16 protein-coding genes are annotated in these 14,935 nt (G+C 72.3%); 9 read left to right on the top strand and 7 right to left on the bottom strand.

Features of this window, described 5'->3' with window-relative positions; genetic code table 11:
- The first annotated feature begins 205 nt into the window (after positions 1-205).
- The 4 genes from Q7T52_RS10690 (at position 206) to Q7T52_RS10675 (ending at position 3,865) form a co-directional block, all read left to right on the top strand.
- Positions 206-1,135, top strand: coding sequence for a proline dehydrogenase family protein (locus Q7T52_RS10690; RefSeq protein ID WP_304802276.1), 930 nt, complete (start codon positions 206-208; stop codon positions 1,133-1,135).
- 10 nt (positions 1,136-1,145) lie between these two features.
- Entirely contained in the window at positions 1,146-1,967 is an 822-nt protein-coding gene (gene proC / locus Q7T52_RS10685; RefSeq protein ID WP_304802274.1) for a pyrroline-5-carboxylate reductase, read from the top strand.
- 80 nt (positions 1,968-2,047) lie between these two features.
- Positions 2,048-2,476: a hypothetical protein gene (locus Q7T52_RS10680; RefSeq protein ID WP_304802272.1), complete on the top strand. Its 429-nt coding sequence runs from the start codon at positions 2,048-2,050 to the stop codon at positions 2,474-2,476.
- 39 nt (positions 2,477-2,515) lie between these two features.
- Positions 2,516-3,865, top strand: coding sequence for an HNH endonuclease signature motif containing protein (locus Q7T52_RS10675; protein WP_304802270.1), 1,350 nt, complete (start codon positions 2,516-2,518; stop codon positions 3,863-3,865).
- A gap of 257 nt (positions 3,866-4,122) precedes the next feature.
- Here the strand turns inward: Q7T52_RS10675 and Q7T52_RS10670 are convergent, their stop codons facing one another.
- The 6 genes from Q7T52_RS10670 to Q7T52_RS10645 all read right to left on the bottom strand — a co-directional run bounded on the left by Q7T52_RS10670 (position 4,123) and on the right by Q7T52_RS10645 (position 9,845).
- A complete protein-coding gene (locus Q7T52_RS10670) occupies positions 4,123-4,803 on the bottom strand; it encodes a TetR/AcrR family transcriptional regulator (RefSeq protein WP_304802268.1) in 681 nt (226 codons plus the stop codon).
- Entirely contained in the window at positions 4,766-5,173 is a 408-nt protein-coding gene (locus Q7T52_RS10665; RefSeq protein ID WP_304802266.1) for a DCC1-like thiol-disulfide oxidoreductase family protein, read from the bottom strand. The genes Q7T52_RS10670 and Q7T52_RS10665 overlap by 38 nt, the downstream gene beginning before the upstream one ends.
- A gap of 2 nt (positions 5,174-5,175) precedes the next feature.
- Positions 5,176-5,640: a hypothetical protein gene (locus tag Q7T52_RS10660; protein WP_304802264.1), complete on the bottom strand. Its 465-nt coding sequence runs from the start codon at positions 5,638-5,640 to the stop codon at positions 5,176-5,178.
- A 41-nt stretch (positions 5,641-5,681) separates the two neighbouring features.
- The gene (gene trpS / locus Q7T52_RS10655) at positions 5,682-6,665 is read right to left on the bottom strand and encodes a tryptophan--tRNA ligase (RefSeq protein WP_304802262.1); all 984 of its coding nucleotides are present in this window, start codon (positions 6,663-6,665) and stop codon (positions 5,682-5,684) included.
- Between the two features lie 173 nt (positions 6,666-6,838).
- The gene (locus tag Q7T52_RS10650) at positions 6,839-8,527 is read right to left on the bottom strand and encodes a DUF885 family protein (protein WP_304802260.1); all 1,689 of its coding nucleotides are present in this window, start codon (positions 8,525-8,527) and stop codon (positions 6,839-6,841) included.
- Between the two features lie 40 nt (positions 8,528-8,567).
- Positions 8,568-9,845 carry a hypothetical protein gene (locus tag Q7T52_RS10645; RefSeq protein WP_304802258.1) on the bottom strand — a complete coding sequence of 426 codons (1,278 nt, stop codon included), beginning with the start codon at positions 9,843-9,845 and terminating at the stop codon, positions 8,568-8,570.
- Between Q7T52_RS10645 and Q7T52_RS10640 the strand changes: the two genes are divergently transcribed.
- From Q7T52_RS10640 to Q7T52_RS10620, 5 genes are all read left to right on the top strand, one after another.
- On the top strand, positions 9,844-11,061 hold the full coding sequence (locus Q7T52_RS10640; protein ID WP_370692316.1) for an acetoin utilization protein AcuC: 1,218 nt from the start codon (positions 9,844-9,846) through the stop codon (positions 11,059-11,061). The genes Q7T52_RS10645 and Q7T52_RS10640 overlap by 2 nt on opposite strands.
- A 135-nt stretch (positions 11,062-11,196) precedes the next feature.
- Positions 11,197-11,400, top strand: a complete 204-nt coding sequence (locus Q7T52_RS10635; RefSeq protein ID WP_304802255.1) for a helix-turn-helix domain-containing protein — start codon at positions 11,197-11,199, stop codon at positions 11,398-11,400.
- Positions 11,401-11,512: 112 nt separating this feature from the next.
- Complete coding sequence (locus Q7T52_RS10630) at positions 11,513-11,614, top strand: 30S ribosomal protein bS22 (protein ID WP_008356322.1); 102 nt, start codon at positions 11,513-11,515, stop codon at positions 11,612-11,614.
- Positions 11,615-11,629: 15 nt separating this feature from the next.
- Positions 11,630-12,715, top strand: coding sequence for an NAD-dependent epimerase/dehydratase family protein (locus tag Q7T52_RS10625; RefSeq protein WP_304802208.1), 1,086 nt, complete (start codon positions 11,630-11,632; stop codon positions 12,713-12,715).
- Positions 12,708-13,862, top strand: a complete 1,155-nt coding sequence (locus tag Q7T52_RS10620; RefSeq protein WP_304802206.1) for a lysophospholipid acyltransferase family protein — start codon at positions 12,708-12,710, stop codon at positions 13,860-13,862. The genes Q7T52_RS10625 and Q7T52_RS10620 overlap by 8 nt, the downstream gene beginning before the upstream one ends.
- Before the next feature lie 24 nt (positions 13,863-13,886).
- Here the strand turns inward: Q7T52_RS10620 and Q7T52_RS10615 are convergent.
- On the bottom strand, positions 13,887-14,935 hold a 1,049-nt coding region (locus Q7T52_RS10615), incomplete at its 5' end, for a DUF5667 domain-containing protein (protein ID WP_304802204.1).

Raw genomic sequence — 14,935 nt, 5'->3', positions numbered from 1 at the left:
GCGGGACAGGGTGCCGGCCGAGGGGCCGGTGCTGGCTTCTGCTGGGAGGGTGGTGGTCATGCCCCGAGCCTCGCTGCCGGTGGGGGTCGGTCGCGTCGTGCTGGGGGAGTGACTGCGTCTCTGCCCACGGGGCGACGTACTCCTGGCGGCGTACACCCGTGGTCATAGGCGAGAAACGTGGCGGTCGTAATGTGGGGTCATGTCCCTGCTCCGCCAGCCGATCCTGCTGCTCGCCCGCAGCGGCGGCGTCAAGAAGCTCGTCAGCACGATGCCCGTCACCTCGGGCATCGTGACCAGCTACGTCCCCGGCGAGACCACGGAGTCGGCGGTCGACGCGACCGCCCGGCTGGTCGAGGACGGGCTGACGGTCACCCTCGACTTCCTCGGCGAGGACACCCTCGACGTCGAGCACGCCGAGGCCACCGTGGCGGCCTACGTCGAGCTCCTCAAGGACCTCGCCGACCGCGGCCTGGCCCGCCAGGCCGAGGTGTCGGTCAAGCTGTCCGCGATCGGTCAGGCGCTCCCCGACGTCGGCGACAAGGTCGCCCTCGAGAACGCCCGCACCATCTGCCGGGCCGCGCGCAACGCCGGCACCACCGTGACCCTCGACATGGAGGACCACACCACGACCGACCGCACGCTCGCAGTGCTGCGCGACCTGCGCAAGGACTTCCCCGAGACCGGCGCCGTCGTGCAGGCCTACCTCCACCGCACCGAGGCCGACTGCCGGGCGCTTGCTCACGAGGGCTCACGGGTGCGGCTGTGCAAGGGCGCCTACAACGAGCCCGAGGACGTCGCGTTCCAGGACGGGATCGACGTCGACAAGTCCTACGTGCGCTGCCTCAAGGTGCTGCTCGGCGGTGCGGGCTACCCGATGATCGCCACCCACGACCCGCGGATGGTCGCGATCGCGGCGTCGCTCGCGAGCCGCTACGGCCGCTCGCCCGGCACCTACGAGTACCAGATGCTCTACGGCATCCGGCCCGACGAGCAGCGCCGGCTCTCCGCCGCGGGCGAGACCGTGCGGGTCTACGTGCCCTACGGCCAGGAGTGGTACGGCTACCTGATGCGCCGGATGGCCGAGCGTCCGCAGAACCTGACCTTCTTCCTCAGGTCCCTGCTGTCCAAGAAGTAGGTTGCTCGTCATGACCGGCTCCGCGACGACCAAGCAGACCGCCATCATCGGTGCGGGCGTGATGGGGGAGACCCTGCTGTCCGGGCTCGTGCGGGCCGGACGGCGCGTCGACCAGCTCCTGGTGGGCGAGAAGCGCGCCGAGCGCGCCCGCGAGCTCGAGGAGCGCTACGGCGTCGCCGTCGTCTCCAACGTCGACGCCGCCGCCAAGGCCGACACCGTCGCGCTGGTCATCAAGCCGCAGGACATGGCCGAGGTCCTCGACGAGATCCACGGCGTGCTCCGGCCCGGCCAGCTGATCGTCTCGCTCGCCGCCGGGATCACGACGGCCTTCATCGAGTCGCGCGTGCCCGACGGCGTCGCCGTCGTCAGGGTCATGCCCAACACCCCGGCCCTCGTCGACGAGGGCATGGCCGCCATCTCGCCCGGCTCGCACTGCTCCGAGGCCGACCTCGCCGAGGCCGAGGCGCTGCTCGGGTCCGTCGGCCGGGTGCTGCGGATCCCCGAGCGCCAGCAGGACGCCGTCACGGCGATCTCCGGCTCGGGCCCGGCCTACATCTTCTTCGTCGTCGAGTCGATGATCGAGGCCGGCGTCCACCTCGGCCTCCCGCGTACGACGGCCAGTGAGCTGGTGATCCAGACCCTCGTCGGCTCGGCCAAGATGCTCCGCGAGACCGGCACCCACCCGACCGTCCTGCGCGAGCAGGTCACGTCCCCGGGCGGCACGACGGCCTCGGCGCTGCGCGAGCTCGAGATCCACAAGGTCCGCGCGGCCTTCCTCGCCGCCATGGAGGCCGCGCGCAACCGCTCCCGAGAGCTGGCCGAGGGGTCGTGACGCTCCCCTGAGAGTGGGGTGCCACCGACGACGAGGTCGCGCGCCGCTACCCGGCCGACGACATGGTCCCGGGGCGTCCGATGACGCGCGCCGTCTCCGTCGCGGCCCCGGCCCCCGTGCTCTGGCGGTGGCTCTGCCAGGTCGCGGTGGCGCCGTACTCCTACGACTGGATCGACAACCGCGGCCGCCGCAGTCTGCGCGAGCTCACGCCCGGTGCCGACCGGCTCGAGGTCGGTCAGGTGATGGCGGTCGTGTTCCGGCTGGTGTCGTTCGAGGAAGGGCACCACTGGTCGGCCGTCACCGGTGATCGCGGGCGCCGGCTCTTCGGGACGACGTCGATGACGTACGCCGCCGAGCCCGACGGTCCCGACCGGTCGCGACTGGTCTGCCGGCTGGTCACGTCCTGGCCGCGGCCCGCCTCGGACGCGCTCGCCTGGGGTGACCTGGTGATGGTGCGCAAGCAGCTGCACACCTTGCGTGACCTGGCGGAGACGAACTCGAGCACCTGACTCTTGTATTCGAACATATACTCGACTACCGTTTGACTCGTGACCACCTCGTTCGCCGACGCCGCCGTGACTCCCACGGCGTTGCTCGACGAGGTCCGCCGGTCCCGCGTCGCAGCCGACGCGGCCGAGGCGCGGATCCTGGAGGTGGCGGTGGAGTGGGCGCACGCCCACCCGGTGCTCGAGGGTGTCGAGGGGTGGCGGATCACCGCGGCCTCGGCGCAGCCGCTGTCGATGGTCGACGGCACCGCCGACGCCATCGACCTCGACGACCCCGAGGCCGAGGACAAGCTGGGCTGGCTCGGCATCCCGCCGGTCGCCTGGGACGCGCCTGCGGTCTTCGCTGCGGCCAACCGGATGTCCACGGGTGCCGGCAAGGCCCTGCTGCGCGACGCGCTCATCCTCTGCCACCGGCTGCCCAAGGTCTGGGCGCGGGTGCTGGCCGGTGACGTGGCCGCGTGGCGCGGTCGACGGATCGCCCAGGCCGTGCTGGGCTGCCCGGCCGACGTGGTGGCCTACCTCGACGACGAGCTCGCGCCGGTGGCCGGGTCGATCGGGGTGGGCGTCCTCGACAAGAAGATCGCCGCAGCGATGCTGCTGCTCGACGCCGAGGGCTCCGAGGCCGACCAGGCCGGCGCCGAGGACGCCCACGAGGTCAGGTTCGACCCCACCCCCGACATCGACGGTTCCACCCAGCTGCACGCCCGCGGCGACTGGAAGGACCTCCACGACCTCGACCAGACCCTGAGCCGGGTCGCGGCCGCCCTCGCCGCCGGTGGGGACGACCGCCCCCTCGGCGCGCGGCGGGCCCGTGCGCTCGGGGTGCTGGCCGACCCCGCCCAGGCGCTCGCCCTCCTCGCCGGGCGCCCGGCCGACCACGAGACTCAGGCGCCGGGCAAGCAGGCGGTCCTCTACCTGCACCTGACCGACCTCGCCCTGCTCGGCCTCGACCCGCTCGCGGTCAACGAGACCACCGGCCGCGCCGTCCTGGCCCAGCAGGTCCGGTCCTGGCTCGCCCGCACCGACACCCACGTGGTCGTCAAGCCGGTCATCGACCTCGACGAGGACCTCCACACGGAGTCCTACGCGGTCACCGACCGTCTCCGCGAGCAGGCCGTGCTCATCAACCCCACCTGCGTGTTCCCCTGGTGCACCCGACCGGCCCGCCGCTGCGACTGCGACCACCTCGAGCCCTGGGACCCGGCCCCCGACCGCGGCGGGCCGACCTGCAGCCACAACCTCGCCCCGCTGTGCCGCCACCACCACCGACTCAAGACCCTGGCCGGCTGGACCTACCACCGGCTCGAGCCTCGCGTGTTCCTGTGGGTCGATCCCACCGCCCACCACTTCCTGCGCAACCGTGACGGCACCAGCGTCGTCGACCAGCAGTAGCCGATCGGGTCAGGTCTGCGCGTTCACAGGGACACGACCAGTGCCGTACCTGGCTGTCACCGGCTGACACCTGCGTACGGCACTGTCGTCCGACCGTGACTCGGTCCGGCACGCTCGAAGATCCGTGTCGTCTGGTGACACGATCCGACGAGTCAGGCGATGACGCAGGGCAAGCCGGTCGACGTCCGACACCCCATGACCAGTGCTCCGAGTCGCAACACGGACGCCTCGGCCGCACGCCCCACCATGGCCGCCCGTCACTCCGACCTGAGGCCGGCGACCACCTTCACGAGGTCGTCGACGATGCCGCGTACGACGGGCAGGCGGGCCAGCCGCACGAGGCGGTCGACGATCGGGGTGCCCTGGGTGACCAGGGCGCGGGTGCGGGCCTGGTCGGGCGACTTGTCGTAGACCCAGAACAGCACGAAGCCCATCTGCAGCAGCCACAGCAGCCCGGGGAGCTCGGCCCGCAGTCCCGGCGCGATCTTGATGTCGGCACCGTCGACGACCCGGCGGTAGAGCTCGGTGCTCGCGGCGCGGGCCGGGGTCGACTCGTCGCTGAACGGTGACAGCGGGCTCTCGGGGTCGGCGGCGTTCTTGAAGAACTGCCCGGCGAACTCGTGGTTGGGGGCCGCGACGTCGAGCCAGGCCTCGAGGACGCCGCGCAGCCGGGGCTCGAAGTCCTTCTCGCGAGCCAGGACGGCGACCGCGGCGTCGGCGTGCTCCACCTGCATCCCGTCGTAGAACGCCTGGATCAGGTGCTCCTTGGAGGAGAAGTAGTAGTAGGCGTTGCCGACCGAGACGCCGGCCTCGGTGGCGATCGCCCGCATCGTGGTGCCGTCGTAGCCGTCGCGGCGGAACAGCCGCATGGCGGCGTCGGCGATCACGGCGCGGGTCTGCTCAGCCTTGGACGTACGTCGGGGCGCAGGTTCCGGCACAGCGGTCAGGGTAGTCACCCCCCGGCGTGAGCAGGTGGCGGACGCCGGCCGCCGTGGCAGCGGCACCGCGGGCGAGCGGGAGCCAGGCGGGGTGGGCCAGGCGCTCGGCCATCGAGCGGAACCGCCGCGTCGCCCACAGGCACATCACCCACGCGTGCTCGTTGGTCCACACCGCTCCGTCGTCGCCGACCACCGTGACCTCGCGCAGCGTGCGGTCGTGGTCGAGCGTCGGGAAGAGGGCGTGCGCCTCGGCCGACCCGGCCGGCACCAGCCGCAGCGGCACCAGCGTCGGCTGGAGGACCAGCCAGTCGCGGAACCGCGAGCACAGCGGGCACCCGGCGTCGTAGAGGACGGTGAGCGTGGTGGTCATGCTCAGCGGCCGGGAGCGGGGTAGGGCGTCTGCGGGGCGAACGGGGCGACGTAGCCCTGGGGGGCGACGGGGGCGCTGCGGAACGAGTCCATCCGCTGGCGACGGCGCATCGCGCTGAAGACCCAGATGTTGAGGAAGTGCACGACGCCCAGGACGAGCGTCACGACGCCGATCTTGACGCTGAGCTGCTCGAGCAGCCCGCGCAGGTCGCTCACGTCGGTGCCGCTGCGCAGGTAGAGGCTGACGAAGCCGAGGTTGAGCAGGTAGAACCCGACGACCAGCAGCCGGTTGACGGCGTGGGCGAGCGCCTCGCTGCCCGTGAAGACGTCCTCGAGGAAGACCCGGCCGTTGCTCGAGAGGGTGTGGGCCACCCAGACGGTCAGCGGCACGGCGACGAGCAGGTAGGCGAGGTAGGTCGCGACGGTCCAGTCCATGATGAGCTCCTTGGGTGAGTTGAACGTGTTCAAGAATGACCCTACCCCATTCTTGAACACGTTCAAACACCACCTCACAACCCGATCGCCGCGGTGGCCGCGGCCAGCACCGGCTCGGTGACCGCCCGCGCCCGCTCGGCGCCCTGCGCGAAGACCGCGGCGACGTGGGCGGGGTCCCGGGCCAGCTCGGCGTACCGCTTCTGGACCGGCTCGAGCTCGGCGACGATGGCGTCGGTGACCGCACGCTTGAGGGCGCCGTACGTCGACAGCCCGGCGGCCGACCCGCCGCAGGCCCCGAGGACGTCGAGCAGGTTGGTCACCCCGGGCTTGGCGGCACGGTCGGCGCGCACCGCGTCGGGGCCGACGTCGTTGTCGGTGACCGCGCGCGCCACCTTGCGGCGCACGACGTCGGGCGGGTCGAGCAGCCGCACGGCCCCGGCCTCGGTCGAGCCGGTCTTGCTCATCTTGCTGGTCGGGACCGCCAGGTCCATCACCCGTGCCCCGACCGCCGGCACGGTTGCCTCGGGCACGACGAAGACCGGCCCGTAGGCGCTGTTGAAGCGCATCGCGAGGTCGCGGGTGAGCTCGAGGTGCTGGCGCTGGTCGTCGCCGACGGGCACCTGCTCGGGCCGGTAGAGCAGGATGTCGGCCGCCATCAGCACCGGGTAGGTGAGCAGCGACGCGCGTGTGGACTCCCCGGCCCGCGACTTCTCCTTGAACTGGATCATCCGGCCCAGCTCGCCCGTCGTGGCCACGCACTCGAGCAGGTAGGACAGCTGGGCGTGCGTGGGCACCCGGCTCTGCAGGAACAGGGTGCTCTCGTCGAGCCCGACCGCGAGCAGGGTCGTGGCCTGCTCGGCCACGGTCGCCCGCAGCGTCGAGGGGTCGTGCGACACGGTCAACGAGTGCAGGTCGGCGAGGCCGTAGAAGCAGTCGGCGTGCGCCTGCTGGCCGGCCATCGGGCGCAGGGCGCCGAGGTAGTTGCCGAGCGTGAGGTGGCCGGTCGGCTGCAGCAGCGAGAGGCGGCGCGGGCGGGTCGGCGCGGTCGGTGACGTCATCTGTGGGTCTCCTGGAGTGAGGCCCACGGGTCGGCCGGACCCAGGGAAAAAGCAGGACGGCCGCCCGTGGGCGGCCGTGTCTGCGTGGTGTGCGTCAGAGGGGTGGTCCGCCGGTCAGGCGGGCCACCACTGGGTCGAGCGCGTCATCTGCACGACACGGACTCTCTCACAGGTCACGGCAGGCGGGCCACCACGACCTCGTCGAGCACCCCCAGCGGCAGCGAGCCCTGGTCGAGCACGGCGGAGTGGAACTTCCTCACGTCGAACGCCGAGCCCTGGCGGGCCTCGGCGGCCGCGCGGATGCGCTCGATCGCGACCCGGCCGACCATGTAGCCGGTCGCCTGCCCGGGGTTGGTGACGTAGCGGTCGATCTCGGGTCGCACCATCGCGTCGGCGAGCGGCGAGTTGTCGACCATGTAGCGCACCGCCTGCTCGCGGCTCCAGCCCAGCGCGTGCAGCCCGGTGTCGACGACGAGTCGGCAGGCGCGCATGGAGTCGGCGGCGTACATGCCCATCCGGTCGACCGCCGAGCTGTAGAGCCCCATCTCGTCGGCGAGGCGCTCGGTGTAGAGGCCCCAGCCCTCGGCGTAGGCGTTGTTGTGGATGTGCTTGCGGAACTCGGGCACGCCCTGCAGCTCCGCAGCGATCGCGAGCTGGAGGTGGTGGCCGGGGATGCCCTCGTGGAACGCCATCGACTCGAGCTCGAACGTGCCCCACGAGCCGGGGTCGGCGGTGTTGATGAAGAAGGTGCCGCCGCGGCTGCCGTCGGAGGCCGGCGGGAAGTAGTAGGCCTTGGCCCCGGACGACGTCCCCTTGACCCCGCAGGGCGCCTGCGGGAGCACCTCGAACCACTCCGGCATGGCGTCCCAGGCGCGGGCCATCGCGACCTCGGAGGCCTCGACCAGCTGCTCGCCGCGCTGGAAGTGCAGCTGGGGGTCGGTGCGCATCGCCTCGAAGATCTGGGCGAGGTCGTCGGTGCCGACCACCTCGGGCCCGAGCGCGCGGTACTCGTCGGCCAGCTTGGCCACCGTCGCCAGCCCGAGGTCGTGGATCTCCTGGGCCGACATCGTGGTCGTCGTGGAGTAGCGCAGCATCGCGGCGTAGGACGCCTCGCCGTCCTCGAGCCAGCACAGGCCGGGCTTGTCGTCGGGCCGGGCGGAGTCGCGGGTCGCCACCAGGGCGTCGCGGTAGGACGCCATCGCCGGCCGCAGCGCGGACTCGACTGCCGCCTCGAGCCGGCCGCGCCAGGCCGCCACGTCGACGCCCTCGGGCGCGTCGGGGACCGCAGCCAGGACGGCGTCGTCGGCCAGCGGGACCGCCAGCTGCTCCTCGAGCTGGCTGATCGCCCCCTCGACGGCGAAGGCGGGGGAGACCCGGCCCGCGGCCAGGCCCTCGCGAAGCCGGTCGCCCTGCTCGGTCAGCCAGCGGGCCGCGCCGTGCAGCTTGTCGACCAGCGCCTCGGCCACCTCGGCGTCGGGCAGGCTCAGCATCGGCACGATGATCGGCAGCTCGACCTGCGGCCCGAAGATCGGGTCGGCGTGCAGCTCGGCCAGCCGCGTCTGCAGTCGGTCGGCGGTGCTGGTCGCGGTGCTCTCGAGCACGAGGCGGGTGACCTTCTCCTGCTCGGTCAGGCTGCCCGGGTCGATCGACTCGGCGTCGGCGGCGAAGGTGCGCAGCGCCTCGATCTTGCGGTCCTCCGCGTCGCGGCTCGCGTCCTCGAAGAACGCGGCGTAGCGGTAGACGCCGAGCAGGTGCGCCTCGGTCGGGTTGGACTCGAGGTAGTGGCCCCAGAACGCGTCAGCCAGGTCGGCGAGGTCGGTGCTGGCGGTGTGCGACGGGTCGGGGGTGTCGGTGCCGGTCATGACCCGACCCTATGACGACCCGCGCACCCGGCAGCACCCGTCAGGGCGGGTAGTCGCCGTACATCCCCGGCAGCGGCGAGAAGATGACCAGCCACCAGATCCAGCCGACCTGGCCGACGAACCCGGCGGCGACCCAGAACGCCGTGCGCAGCTGCCACCACCGCGGCTCCGTGCGGTGCACGCCGACAAGCAGGACCGCCAGCGGGAAGAGGGGGATCAGGTAGCGGAAGATGCTCGTGTGGCCGTCGACGACGGCGAGCAGGTAGAGCGCGTAGGCGGCCGACCACACGCGCAGTCGCAGGTCGAGACCACCGCCGATGCGCGGCACCAGCATCAGCAGGGACAGGGACAGCGCGACGACCATGGCGATCGCCGGCGCGACGAAGATATTGTCGTGGAACTGCCAGGCGTTGGAGATCGTCTGCTTCCACGGCTCGAGGACGTTGATCTTGTCCTCGCCCCGCCAGGCCGTCATGGTCGCCGGGTAGGCGTCGCGGCGCCCGGCGCCGATGGCGGCGATCGCGGTCCACAGGATCCCGGACAGGCCGGTCGCCCCGAGGGCCCAGACCATCGCGACCCGCTCGGGGGTGGGGATCGGGCGCTCTCCACGCACCCGCCACCGCATCCACAGCGACACGACCAGGACGATGACGAGCGGCAGCGCGATCGGCCGGGTCAGCCCGAGCACGAGCGCGCAGACGCCGGCCGCCCACCACCGGTCGCGGAGCAGGAGCAGCAGGAACGTGACGAGCAGGAGCATGCTGAACGACTCGGTGTAGGCCATCTGCAGCACCGGGGTGACCGGGCACGCCGCCCACACCGCGACGGCGGCCAGGGCGAACGTCTCGACCCGCGGCCCTGACGGCAGTGCCTCGACGAGGAGTCGCGCCATGACGACCGCCGCCCCGAGACCGGCGAGGAGCGCGAGCAGCGGCGCGACCGTGCCGAAGTCGGCGCCGAAGAACGCGGCGACGATCCGCACGGCGTAGGGGAAGACGGGGTAGAACGCCCACGGGTTCTGCTCGACCCGGCCGGTCTCGCCGATCGGCAGCTCGTCGGGGTAGCCGCTGTCGAAGATCCGCTCGTACCAGACGGCGTCCCAGTTGAGCGCCAGGTCGATGTCGCCCTCGGCCGGTCCCTGGACGCCCGGGTAGTAGTCCGCCTGGTCGGCGGCGACCGACATCAGCACCCACGTCCCGACCCGCAGGACGAGGAAGACCAGGGCCGCCTTGACCGCGAGCGGCAGCCCGCCGATCGACTGCCAGCGAGGCGGCAGCCGGTCCTGCAGGCGCGCGCGCTCGGTCACCGTCCCCGTCATGGTGGTTAGTGTCGCAAACGTGCACCAGTGCCAGCGTGACGGCGAGCCCCCGGCGACCGTCGTCTTCGACCCGACGCTCACCGACTACGACTTCGGACCCGACCACCCGATGGCGCCGGTGCGCGTCGACCTCACGATGCGCCTGGCCGGCCTGCTCGGGGTCGTCGGCCCGCGGCTGCTGACCGTCCCGGCGCCGATCGCCTCCGACGACCTGATCGCGACCGTGCACGGCGAGCAGCTGATCGAGGCCGTGCGTCGCGCCGACGAGGCCGAGTCCTTGGGCCTGGGCACCGACGACAACCCCGTCTTCCCCGGGATGCACCAGGCGGCGGCCCACGTGGTCGGCGCCAGCGTCGAGGCGTTCCGCCAGGTGTGGACGGGCGCCAGCCCGCACAGCGTCAACATCACCGGCGGCCTCCACCACGCCATGCCCGACCGCGCCAGCGGCTTCTGCGTCTACAACGACGTCGCCGTGGGCATCCGCTGGCTGCTCGACCAGGGGGCCGAGCGGGTCGCCTACGTCGACGTCGACGTCCACCACGGCGACGGCGTCGAGGCCGTCTTCCGCGACGACCCCCGCGTGCTCACGATCTCGCTGCACGAGTCGGGCCAGTTCCTCTTCCCCGGCACGGGCGCCTCGGACGACGTCGGTGGGCCGGACGCGCAGGGGTACGCCGTCAACGTGCCGCTACCGCCCGGCACGGGTGACGCCGGGTGGCTGCGCGCGTTCCACGCCGTCGTACCGCCGCTGCTGCGGGAGTTCGCCCCCGAGGTCCTGGTGACCCAGCACGGCTGCGACTCCCACCGCGACGACCCCCTCGCCGACCTCGAGCTCACCGTCGACGGGCAGCGGGCGGCCTACCTGGCCCTGCACGACCTCGCCCACGAGGTGGCGGGCGGTCGCTGGGTCGCCACCGGCGGCGGCGGGTACGCCGTCGCGGGGGTCGTGCCGCGCGCCTGGACCCATCTGCTGGCGGCCGTCTCGGGCGTCCCGCTCGACCCGGCGACCGCGGTCCCGGAGGAGTGGCGCGAGCACGTCGGCCGGCTGCTCGGCCTGCCCGCGCCGACCCTGCTGGGCGACCTCCGTGCGGGGACGGAGCCCCGCTGGCGACCCTGGGAGGAGGGCTACGACCCCGCCTCCTGGCTCGACCGCAACGTCCAGGCGACCCGGGTGGCCGTGTTCCCGTACCACGGGCTCGACGTCCTGGCTTGGTAGAATCGCCGTCGGCTCAGAAGTTTCACTGGCAAATCCTTCCCCACGCGTCACATCAGGCCCTATTGTCTGGCGAGTCGCGAACGTGTCATCACCGGTGGGGAAGCCGGTGGCGGACGCGCAGAAAGCTGGTGTCCCATGTCGAGCTCTTCCGGAGGCTTGTCCGATCCGAAGTTCCTCACCATCGCCGAGGTCGCGGCCCTGATGCGCGTCTCCAAGATGACCGTCTACCGACTCGTGCACGGCGGTGAGCTGCCCGCGGTCCGCGTGGGACGCTCCTTCCGCGTCGCGGAGGAGGACGTCGACGACTACCTGCGGAAGTCCTTCTACAACGCGGGTTGACCCGGTCCGCCGCCAGCGGACCGATTCACCCCGGTCACGCACGGGCCGTTAGGGTGATCGGGACCGTCCGGACACCTCCAGACGGTGCGTCTGTCTGTGAGAGTTGGGTTCCGTGGGTTCCGTCATCAAGAAGCGCCGCAAGCGTATGGCCAAGAAGAAGCACCGCAAGCTCCTGAAGAAGACGCGCGTCCAGCGTCGCAAGCTCGGGAAGTAGCGCAGGGCCTCCTCCATGGCCGGCGGCGACAAGGTCGTGCTCGTCACCGGGGTCTCCCGTGACCTCGGCCGGCGGTGCGCCCGCGCCATCGCGGAACACCCGTCCGTCCGTCGCGTGATCGGGGTCGACGTCGTGCCCCCACGCGGCGACGTCGGGGACGTCTCCTTCGTGCGGGCCGACATCCGCAACCCGGTGATCGCCAAGGTCATCGCCAAGGAGGACGTCGACACCGTCGTCCACATGAGCGTCATCGCCACGCCCGGCAGCTCCGGCGGCCGGACGACGATGAAGGAGCTCAACGTCATCGGGACGATGCAGCTCCTCGCCGCGTGCCAGAAGGCGCCGAGCGTCACCGACCTGGTCGTGAAGTCGACGACGACGGTCTACGGCGCCAGCAGCCGCGACCCGGCGATGTTCACCGAGGACATGAACCCCCGGGGCGCCCCGCGCACGGGCTACGCCAAGGACGTCGCCGAGATCGAGGGCTACGTCCGCGGCTTCGCGCGCCGGCGCAGCGACGTCCGGGTGACGATGCTGCGGTGCGCCAACGTGATCGGCCCCCACGTCGTCAGCCCGCTCACGTCCTACTTCCGGCTGCCGGTCATCCCGACGGTCCTCGGCTTCGACGCCCGCCTGCAGTTCCTGCACGAGGACGACCTGCGCGCCGTGCTCCAGCACGCCGTCGCCAGCGACGTCCCCGGCACCTTCAACATCGCAGGCGACGGCATCATGATGCTCAGCCAGGCCGTACGCCGCCTCCAGCGTCCCTCGATCCCGATGCCCGGCTTCGCCGTCGGCAGCCTCGGCTCGGCCCTGCGCTCGGCCCGTGTCGCCGACTTCTCGCCCGAGCAGAAGTCGTTCCTCACCTACGGCCGCGGCGTCGACACGACCCTCATGCGCGACGTGCTCGGCTTCGAGCCGCGCTTCACGACCGCCGAGGCCCTGGCCGACTTCGCCGCGAGCCTGACCCCGACCGGTGGTCGGGCCGAGCGCGCGCTCGCCGGCCTGGCCGAGCGCCTTCCCAGCACCCCGGCGACGACCGACCCCACCGGCCCGACCGGTCCGACGCTGAGCCTGGCGGGGGGTGATTCCGGTGGGTGACGCCGAGATCATCCCGATCGGCACGCGCGGCAAGCCCGGGCGCGGCACCGGCAAGCAACCCTCGTCCGCCGCCCGCGGCCTCGCACCCAAGGCCAAGACGCCGCCCTCGCGCAAGCCCGCCCCGCCCGCCCCCGACCCGGCCCCCGCGGCCGAGCCCGGAGCCGCCACGGTCGACGTGCCGACGCCGACCACCACCGAAGCTCCCGCGACCTCCACCGCCGTCGCCACGACGCACGAGCGCCACCCGCTCGCCGGCATCCCCACCTCCGCCTGGCTCTCGGCCTTCCAGCAGGCCGCCAGGGAGGTCTTCGGCGAGCACTGGGAGCCCCGGCTCGCCCACTTCCTCGCGTTCCTGCGCCGCCGCGTGACCGGCGACTACGTCGTCGACGAGTACGGCTTCGACGCCGAGATCACCCAGCGCTTCTTCATCGCCGCGCTGCGTCCGATCGCCCAGCAGTGGTTCCGCATCGAGGTCCGGGGGATCGACAACATCCCCACCGAGGGCGGCGCCCTCATCGTGTCCAACCACTCGGGCACGATCCCTATCGACGGCGTGATGACGATGGTGACGGTGCACGACCAGACCGGTCGCCACCTGCGCGCCCTCGGTGCCGACCTCGTGTTCAAGATGCCGGTCATCTCCCAGCTGGCCCGCAAGGGCGGTGCCACCCTCGCCTGCAACGAGGACGCCGAGCGGATGCTCCGCAGCGGCGAGCTCGTGGGTGTCTGGCCCGAGGGCTTCAAGGGCATCGGCAAGCCCTACTCCCAGCGCTACAAGCTGCAGCGCTTCGGCCGTGGCGGCTTCGTCTCGGCGGCGCTGCGCACCGGTGTGCCGATCGTCCCGCTCGCCGTCGTCGGCGCCGAGGAGATCTATCCGCTCGTCGGCAACATCCCGGCGCTGGCCCGCCTCCTCGGGATCCCCTACATCCCGATCACGCCGCTCTTTCCGCTCCTCGGCCCGCTCGGGCTCGTGCCGCTGCCGTCGAAGTGGCTGCTGGAGTTCGGCGAGCCCATCCGCACCGACGACTACGACGCCGGCGCCGCCGAGGACCCGATGCTCGTCTTCGACGTCACCGACCAGGTGCGCGAGACCATCCAGCAGACCCTCTACTCGCTACTGATGCAGCGGGAGTCGGTCTTCAAGTAGGTCGTCGGCCCGGGGCCGGGACGACTACTTGTTCTTGTCGTCCTTGCCGCCGCCGCCGCCGCCGAGGAGGCCGTCGACTGCGTCGACAGTGCCGGTGAGCAGGTCACCCAGGACGTCGCCGTTGCCGAGGCCGGTGACCAGGGGGGCGAGCGGGTTGTCGGGGGCCGTCGGGGCTCCGCCGCCGTCGGGCGGCTGGGGGAGCGACGGCTGGTCGGGCTGGGCGCTCGGCTGCTCGGTCGGGGTGCCGACCGGGGCGGGCTGACCGCTGGTGGACGGTTTGGTCCGGGGCTTGGGCCCGGTCGTCGGCTGCTCGGTGGGCGCGGCCTGCGTCGGGGCGGCGTCGAGGAGCTGCTCGTAGATCTCGCCGACGTCGGCGGCCCGGACGGCGTCGCCGAGCGGGGTGCTGCCACAGGCCGGGCAGATGCTGAGGGCCTGCTTCTCGATCTGGTCGAGGACGCGGACGGCCTCGACGAGGGAGCCGCGCACCTCCATCGGCACCAGGCTCTCGAGGCGCTGGAGGGCCTCGAGGCTGCTGGCGGTGAACGAGCGCAGCTCCTCGATGGACGACAGGCGGCCGGTCTCCTCGAAGTCGCCGATGAGCACGTCCGAGGCCTCGACGGCCTGCTCGCTGAAGTCCTCGAGGGTCTGGGCGATGACGTCGGCGTCGCGACCGCCGCCGCGGCTCAGCTCGTCGACCTCGGCGAGACGGCCCGACGCGTTGTCGAGCATCGTCGTGCCCTTGTCGTCGGCGTCGCGCAGCGCGTTCTCGTGGATGTCCTCGAGGGCCCGCTTGAGCGGGTAGAGCGTGTCGCCGGGAAGCGCGGTCTGAGCGGCGACCGACATCGACGCCGACGCGCTCACCAGGGCGAACCCACCGACGGCGACGGCAAGGCGGCGCTCACGGCTCGTACGCCGCTGCGCCGGGGCACGGCGCGAGGCGAGCTGCTGGGAGGTGTCGGGCGCCAGCGCGGTCTCGGCGGCCAGCAGGAGTCGGGTGCGCAGGTCGGGGACGAACTCGGGTCGAGCCTCGGGAGCCGGCGTGCTGCGCAGGGACGTGACCAGGCCGGCCAGCG

The organism is Nocardioides sp., from assembly GCF_030655615.1.
Taxonomy (GTDB): Bacteria; Actinomycetota; Actinomycetes; order Propionibacteriales; family Nocardioidaceae; genus Nocardioides.
The sequence above is the reverse complement of the archived record's forward strand: the minus strand, read 5'-3'. Positions and strand labels throughout refer to the sequence as shown.

Coding starts and splice junctions, on each gene's coding strand:
- Q7T52_RS10665 (WP_304802266.1), bottom strand. CDS start 5,173: ATGACCACCACGCTCACCGTCCTCTACGACGCCGGGTGCCCGCTGTGC.
- Q7T52_RS10650 (WP_304802260.1), bottom strand. CDS start 8,527: ATGACCGGCACCGACACCCCCGACCCGTCGCACACCGCCAGCACCGAC.
- Q7T52_RS10625 (WP_304802208.1), top strand. CDS start 11,630: ATGGCCGGCGGCGACAAGGTCGTGCTCGTCACCGGGGTCTCCCGTGAC.
- Q7T52_RS10680 (WP_304802272.1), top strand. CDS start 2,048: ATGACGCGCGCCGTCTCCGTCGCGGCCCCGGCCCCCGTGCTCTGGCGG.
- Q7T52_RS10635 (WP_304802255.1), top strand. CDS start 11,197: ATGTCGAGCTCTTCCGGAGGCTTGTCCGATCCGAAGTTCCTCACCATC.
- proC (WP_304802274.1), top strand. CDS start 1,146: ATGACCGGCTCCGCGACGACCAAGCAGACCGCCATCATCGGTGCGGGC.
- Q7T52_RS10645 (WP_304802258.1), bottom strand. CDS start 9,845: ATGACGGGGACGGTGACCGAGCGCGCGCGCCTGCAGGACCGGCTGCCG.
- Q7T52_RS10640 (WP_370692316.1), top strand. CDS start 9,844: ATGGTGGTTAGTGTCGCAAACGTGCACCAGTGCCAGCGTGACGGCGAG.
- trpS (WP_304802262.1), bottom strand. CDS start 6,665: ATGACGTCACCGACCGCGCCGACCCGCCCGCGCCGCCTCTCGCTGCTG.